General features: G+C 59.6%; 6 protein-coding genes and 2 pseudogenes. 3 read left to right on the top strand and 5 right to left on the bottom strand.

From position 1 onward, the window contains the following. Window positions 1-24 precede the first annotated feature (24 nt). Both G3N97_RS20550 and G3N97_RS20555 read right to left on the bottom strand, forming a co-directional pair. Complete coding sequence (locus G3N97_RS20550) at window positions 25-1284, bottom strand: MFS transporter (protein ID WP_241030704.1); 1260 nt, start codon at window positions 1282-1284, stop codon at window positions 25-27. 89 nt (window positions 1285-1373) lie between these two features. After that, window positions 1374-2459 carry a porin gene (locus tag G3N97_RS20555; protein WP_205994847.1) on the bottom strand — a complete coding sequence of 362 codons (1086 nt, stop codon included), beginning with the start codon at window positions 2457-2459 and terminating at the stop codon, window positions 1374-1376. 380 nt (window positions 2460-2839) lie between these two features. Between G3N97_RS20555 and G3N97_RS20560 the strand changes: the two genes are divergently transcribed. Next, complete coding sequence (locus tag G3N97_RS20560; protein ID WP_346778095.1) at window positions 2840-3547, top strand: TetR/AcrR family transcriptional regulator; 708 nt, start codon at window positions 2840-2842, stop codon at window positions 3545-3547. Between the two features lie 6 nt (window positions 3548-3553). Here G3N97_RS20560 and G3N97_RS20565 read toward each other — a convergent pair whose 3' ends face one another. Beyond that, window positions 3554-4597 carry an aryldialkylphosphatase gene (locus tag G3N97_RS20565; RefSeq protein ID WP_205994849.1) on the bottom strand — a complete coding sequence of 348 codons (1044 nt, stop codon included), beginning with the start codon at window positions 4595-4597 and terminating at the stop codon, window positions 3554-3556. A 178-nt stretch (window positions 4598-4775) separates the two neighbouring features. Between G3N97_RS20565 and G3N97_RS20570 the strand changes: the two genes are divergently transcribed. Beyond that, window positions 4776-5678, top strand: coding sequence for a 3-keto-5-aminohexanoate cleavage protein (locus tag G3N97_RS20570; RefSeq protein ID WP_205994850.1), 903 nt, complete (start codon window positions 4776-4778; stop codon window positions 5676-5678). 186 nt (window positions 5679-5864) lie between these two features. Here G3N97_RS20570 and G3N97_RS39520 read toward each other — a convergent pair. Then, window positions 5865-5972 (bottom strand): annotated as a pseudogene (locus G3N97_RS39520) (IS3 family transposase); the annotation flags it as partial. Between the two features lie 24 nt (window positions 5973-5996). Here G3N97_RS39520 and G3N97_RS39525 point away from each other — a divergent pair. Next, window positions 5997-6506 (top strand): ATP-binding protein, encoded by a 510-nt coding sequence (locus G3N97_RS39525; protein ID WP_241030705.1) that lies wholly within the window; start codon window positions 5997-5999, stop codon window positions 6504-6506. 166 nt (window positions 6507-6672) lie between these two features. Here G3N97_RS39525 and G3N97_RS20580 read toward each other — a convergent pair. Beyond that, a pseudogene (locus tag G3N97_RS20580) lies at window positions 6673-6792 on the bottom strand (IS5/IS1182 family transposase); the annotation flags it as partial.

Consider the following 6792-nt stretch of genomic DNA (forward strand, 5'->3'; position numbering starts at 1 on the left):
GAACAACAAAAGTGTGCAGCGAAATCAGATCTCCTTCTCTCGCGCGCGATCCTTCATCACCACGAGCGCCGGCAGCGTGAAAAGTGCACTGCCCGCGAGCAGCCAGCCTGCATTCGCCGCAGTGCCCGTCGACGCAATCGTCCACGTCGTGAGGAACGGCGAGAAACCGCCGAGTATCGTCGCGAGCGCGCCGCCGAAGGCCACACCTGTCGAGCGCAGGCGCGTCGGGAACATTTCGGCGAGCGCCGACGGCCCTGCGCCCGAATACATCGTAAAGACTACGTTCATCAGCAACTGCGTCCAGAAGAACGTCATGAAGCTGATACCAGACACGATAAACGCATAGAGCGGATACGAGAGCACGACGAAGAACAGGCAGCTCGTGAGCAATACAGGTTTGCGGCCGATGCGGTCGGACAGCGCACCCATGGGCGGAGCGGCAATCATCACCGTGGCGAGCGATGCCGTGCTCGTCCACAACGCCTGCATGCGCGAGATGTGCGCGTACTTGTTCGCGAACGTCGGCATGTAGACGGCGACCATGTATGAACTCACGGCCCAGAAGATCACGAACGAGAACGCATGAAAGATTGACCTGGCAAAATGGGCGCCGCTCATTTTCTGCGCGCGTGCCACTTCGCCATCGAATGAGGGAGACTCCTTCACGCGGCGCCGCACATACATGCCAACGGGCCCGAGCAACGCACCGAGGAAGAACGGAATGCGCCAGCCCCACGATGCGAGCGCGTCCGTATCGAGCGCACTACTCAGGATCGCCGCGACTAGCGAGCCTAGAAGCAGACCCGCGGCGATGCTCGATTGCTGGAACGCACCGAAGAAGCCGCGCCGGTTCGCGCCACCCCACTCCACGAGAAAGGCCGCAGCCGTGCCCCACTCACCACCCGCGGCAAAACCCTGCACAAGGCGCGCCGAAACGAGAAGCACGGGTGCCCAGATGCCGATGCGCTCATAGGTCGGCAGCAGACCAATCGCCACAGTGCTGATCGCCATCAGGATCATCGTCATTGCGAGCGTGATGTGTCGGCCACGCACATCGGCGATGCGGCCGAGCACGAGGCTTCCGATGGGCCGCGCAACGAAGCCGACGCCGAACACGGCAAACGACGCCAGCAACGAAGTAAATTCGTCCGTGGACGGAAAGAAGTTCTTCGCGATGATGGCGGCGAGAAATCCGTACACCCCGAAGTCGAACCATTCGAGGATGTAGCCGACCATGCCCGCGCCAATGGCGCGACGCTGCTCGGCCCGGATCGTGGCGGGCATAGAGGCATCGAAGGGTCCTGCGTGAGATGAGCTGCTGTTCATGGTCGGGTCCGGCAGGTGAAGGGAGCGAGTTGGCGCAGGGGCAAAAATCAGAACTTGTGGCGAATTCCCACGCGTAACGCGAGCTGCTTGTCGTTACCCGAAATCGGTAACGTCACGAGCACAGCGCGCGCGCCCCCGTTTGCCTTGTCGTAGTTCGCGCTCAGATATACGTCGGTGCGCTTCGAAAGCAGATAGTCGAGCACGGCATTGAATTCGTTCCACTGATACGGCGACATCTTCGAATAGCCATAGCCACCCGCGAGCACGAGGTCCGGGCGCAGATAGCTGTGGAGGACCACGTTGAAGCTTTGCATCGTCGAGGCATTCGCACCCTTTTCGTAACGCGTGTTTGTGTAGAGGCCCGACACGCCCAAGATGCCGAAGTCGTACGAAGCGCCGATACCGGCCGTCCGATAGCGATCGACAACAACGGCCTTCGACGTGAATGCCACATCCGTGCCGAGGAACGTACCCACGCCAAAGCTGCTCCCGGGCGTGACCGTGTAATCGTGAATGCTGGTGGTTGCCGCACCAATGCTGAACGGCCCGTGCTCGTAAGTCGCGCTCAGGCTGTATGCGACGCCGTAATTGTTCGCCGGGGCGCTGAGCGAATTGAACGCGTATTGGGCGGAGAAATGCAGACCGCTCACGGTCGGACTCACGTAAGTCACGACGTTGTTAAGCCAGTTGCCCGAAATGCGGTCGTGGTCACCGGTGTCGAACGCATAGATACCCGACCAGTAGCCCGCGTGGTAGCGGATCAGCGTCGTCGTCATCTGGTCATAGGTGCGGCCGAGCGTGAGCGCGCCGAAACGATCGCTCTTGAGTCCGACATACGCCTGGCGCCCGAACAGGAGGCTACCCTGGCGTGACGCACCCGTGTTGGGATTGAAACCGCCTTCGAGATTAAAGATTGCTTTCAGGCCACCTCCCAGATCTTCCACGCCACGAAATCCGAATCGGTCACCCTGACTGATGCTGTCGTCCATGCGGTAGGCGTGGGACCCAGCCTGGTTCGAAACAAACGTAAGCCCGTCGTCGATGACCCCGTACAGCGTAACTGACGATTGCGCGTGCGCCGCGGCACTCGCCGCCATCAGACCCATCGCGCTCCCCAACATTTTCCATTTCATAACGATCTCCAATACCCGTCGCGAGGAATGTCACGACTGAACGTTGTCAGCCGCTTGTTTGTTCTTCGAACATTGTTTTATTGTTCAGCGAACAAGGCGAGGTTATATGGCGACCAAAAAGGAAATGCAACCAGGAAAAAAACGGAGGCGCCCCCCCGGAGCGCGGTGAAGAAACCGCTGTGCGGTATACAATAAAACCCTTGTCCGATCGGACCCCACTGGTGTGGGTGCTGCGCCGGGCGAGTCATCGAAAGAACGGGGAACACGTGAAAAAACCATCAATCGCGAAAGAATCGGCCGCGAAAACAGCAAAACCAGCAACGAAAGTCACGGCAAAAACACCCGCTCGCCCGGCCGCGACTACAACGCGAGCGAAACGCGTGGGCAGCGCGACCAGGAAGAAGAGGACGCCCGCCGACGATGCGCTCACGCGCGAGCGCATCGTCGCAGTCGCCATCGAACAGATCGACCAGAACGGCCTGACGGCCTTCAGCCTGCGCGAAGTGGCGCGCCAGCTCGACGTGTACCCCACGGCGGTCTACTGGCATGTGCCCAACCGCGACTCGTTGCTCGCGGCTGTGGTCGAAGCGACCATGGCGGGCGTCACGCCCGAAGTCGGCAAGCTCGGATGGCAGGATTGGTTTCGGGAATTGTTCCGCCGCTATCGCAAATCGGTGCAGCAGCATCCGAACGTCGCGCAGCTTGTAGGCGCGCAACTCGTTTCCAATGCGAGCCTGAGCCCGTTGCTGATCGACCGCATTCTCGCGGTGCTGCTCCAAGCGGGCTATGACGAAGCGCGGCTCGTCGACATGTACAACGTGGCGGTCGCGAGCATGGTCGGGTTCGCGACGCTCGAGTTCGCGCCGCTGCCCACCGACGATCTTGCGATCTGGACCGGCCAGCTTCAGGAAAAGGTCCACGAGATTCGCGCTCTCGAATACCCGACGCTTGCGCGCTATCTGCCCGCGCTCGCAAATCGCGCGTTCATCGTGCGCTGGCAAAGCGGCAGCGAAGTACCGCTCGACTCGAGCTTTGAGACCTTCGTGGAAGTCACGATTGCGGGCATGGAGCGCATGCTCGCGAAGTAAGGCGCTTCAAACGAAAGTCAGCAGGCGGCGCGGATTGTGCGTGAGTAGCGTGTCGACTTCGTCCTGCGTGAAGCCGCGCCGCAGCATGCGCGGCACGATATTGGCGAAGATATGCTGATATCCGTGGCCGCCATAACGGCCCAGGCGTGTGCGCGTGCAGATGTCGTGACTGATCAGCACGCGCTCCGCGTGACCGTGATCGAACAGCGTGCGCACCATGCGCAGGCGCGCGCCGTCGTTGGGCATGTCGATGTCCGACATCGGATAGGCGCTCTGCTCCCAGCCGAACAGATCGAATTCGATCACGCACCCCGAATCGGCGAGACGCAACAGGCGCTCATCGTCAAAAATCGTGCGATCGATATGGCTGATGATGACGCGTTCGAGCGGAAAACCAAGGCGCCGGATCGCATCGACGACTTCCTGGGGCTGGTCCGCATGTCGCCCAGGATGAATGTTGAGCGCCGCGCCCGTTTCCTGCTGCGCGATCAACGCACCATGCACCACGCGCCTCTCCTGACCAGTCCACGGCGACTGGCAGCCGATCTCCCCAATGATGCCCGCGCGAACCTGCGTGCCCCACGCACCTTCTGTGATCTGCCCGATCATCTCGTGCGCGAAATCGTCGATGCTGCGTTGCGCGTTCGCCGGGGCGTGATACTCGTGCACGTAATGACCGCAACCCATTACAACGTGCACGCCCGCTTCGCGCGAAATATGCACTAGTCCTTCAGGATCGGGTTTGAGCCCGCCCGTGGTCAGATCGACGATGGACGAGCCGCCCGCCAATCGCATTTCCGCCAGTTCCTCGATCGCCACATCCTTCTGGTCGAGCCGATAGTTCTTAAGTGACGGCAACTGCCCATAATTGATCTTCCAGCAATTGCAGACGTCGATTTCGGTCTTTTCCTGATCGGCATCTCCGGCAAGACGCGGCGGCACGAGATCGATCAGCAGATGCTCATGCATCAGCGCGGGGCCGAGCCCGTCGGGCTCGATCAGGCCAAGCACCGTCTGGATGCGGCCCTTGCGCAAGAGAGGTTGATTCATGTCGAAGAATCCCTGAAAGGTGCGGGGCCGCCGAGCCCAGCCGGAACGCGAGGCTCACGTTAACCCCAGGTTGATGCGTCCGTGACGCGGGAATAAATTTCATTGTACGCCGAACAATAAAAGATTGTTCCCAGAACAAAGTAGATTTCCCCGAGACAATATCTTCTGGAGACAGCACGTGAGCAAACCGAAAGTGATCGTGACCATTGCGCCGACGGGCGGCATGGCGAGCAAGAAGCAGAACCCGCACCTGCCCACACAACCCCACGAAATCGCAACTGACGTATACGATTGCTTCAATGCAGGCGCGAGCGTTGTCGCCATTCACGCGCGTCGTCCCGACGACGGTGCGACCTGCGATCCGTCGATTTATCGTGACATCAACACGCGCATTCGCGAGCGATGCGACATTGTCATCAACAACTCGACAGGCGGCGGTGTACACGGTGACATGATCGCGCAGGCCCCCAACGGTTATTGGGAAATCCTCTGGGAAGAACGACTGAAGGGACTCGAAGCAGGTGCGGAAATGTGCACGCTGGATGCGACCACCATCATCGCGAGTTTCGATGACAAGGAACTGCTCATGCACACGTCGCCGCAACGCTCGAAACAGCTCGCGGCGGAGATGAAGAAGCGCGGCATCAAGCCCGAGTGGGAAGTGTTCAGCCCGACGCATATCGTCCAGGACGTCGCAGCGCTCACGGCCGCTGGGTTCGACACCGAGCCGTTCTTCGTCAACATTGTCCTCGGCGCCCATCGAGGATTTCAGAACGCGATGCCTTACACACCGCGTATTTTGCAGTCGATGGTGGATCTGCTTCCCAAGGGCAGTATCTTTTGCGTGAGCGGCATTGGGCCTGCGCAACTGCCTTCTGCGATGAATTCTCTGCTGCTGGGCGGCCATGTACGCGTTGGACTCGAAGACAACCTGTACTATGGTCCCGGCGAACTCGCGACGAATATGCAACTGACCGAGCGAATCGTGAGACTGGTACGCGACATGGGTTATGAGCCGGCCACGCCGGCGGAAGCAAGGGAAATTATCGGGTTGCGCACGCCAACGCACCTAGCGGACTGATACCAACGTTGAACGCCTGCATCCAGACTTCCGTCTGGCAATGAACATGTGGAGCGCTCGACGGAAGGCGCAAGTCCCACGTCTTGATACGTTTCGATGCGTGGGCTTTGCTCCCAGACTACGACAGTTTGCGTGCGAGAAAGAGGCGCGGACGCATTGGGCGTCGTCACGACCATTCTTCCTGCTCACTGCACCTCGCAAGCCCTGCAGATCCATCAGCCGCCCGTCCGTGCAGCGCGCGACCGCAATGCCCTCCCGGTTCATTTGCTCCCAGACGTTGGGCACGCCATAGAGTGAATTTTGGCCTGCCAGATACGCTTGCGTCAGGACATTCGTCAGCTTGCCCAGGTAAGAAAGGAATGCGAGGCCGAATGGTGCATCTTCAGCAGCTATCGCGTACGTGGTGTCGTCGACCCTAGCGGCCCGCTTTTGCGCATTTTTGCGAGTTGCGCGGGCACGTTCTCAAGCGTCCCAGGGAAGGCTCCAAATGAGCGGCAGAAATGTTCTTCGATTCCGCGCGGAGACGGCAGCATCACACGTCGGCTCGCGCAGCTCGCCAAGATGGGAGTCTTGTTGCTCGACGATTGGGGACTGCAGGACGTCGACCAGGGCACGCGCAACGATCTGCTCGAAGTGCTCGACGATCGCGTCGGCACGCGATCCACGATCATTACAAGCCAACTATCCTTGGGAGCACTGGCAAGCCCGGCTGCAAGAACCGGCTCTCGCCGACGCAATCCTCGACCGCCTGTCCGTCAGGCTCACAAGCTTCCGTTGAAGGTCGATTCGATGCGCAAGAAGAATGCACCTGATCAAAAAATAGCCTGATCTCGAACACTCGCAGTACAATCTAAGCACTACGAATCACCTTCCTCCTGGCCTGTTCGATTTCACCGAAAAAGGTATTCAGCTTCCACGAAATGCGCATCCAATCGAAGTGGTCAATCAATGAAGCGCGTTAGATTTTTGATCTACTGCCGTCCATTTAGAGCGGCTAACACAAGTCATCAACAAAGCGTGAACAGATAACGGCAGCAGCCAGGGACAGCAAGGCAACATGAATGTCGAGACGACGCTCGAAACGAATGCGCAGTTTGCCGAAGCCGGCAAACCA

The sequence above is a fragment of the Paraburkholderia sp. Ac-20347 genome (assembly GCF_017104805.1).
GTDB classification, from domain to species: Bacteria; Pseudomonadota; Gammaproteobacteria; order Burkholderiales; family Burkholderiaceae; genus Paraburkholderia; species Paraburkholderia tropica.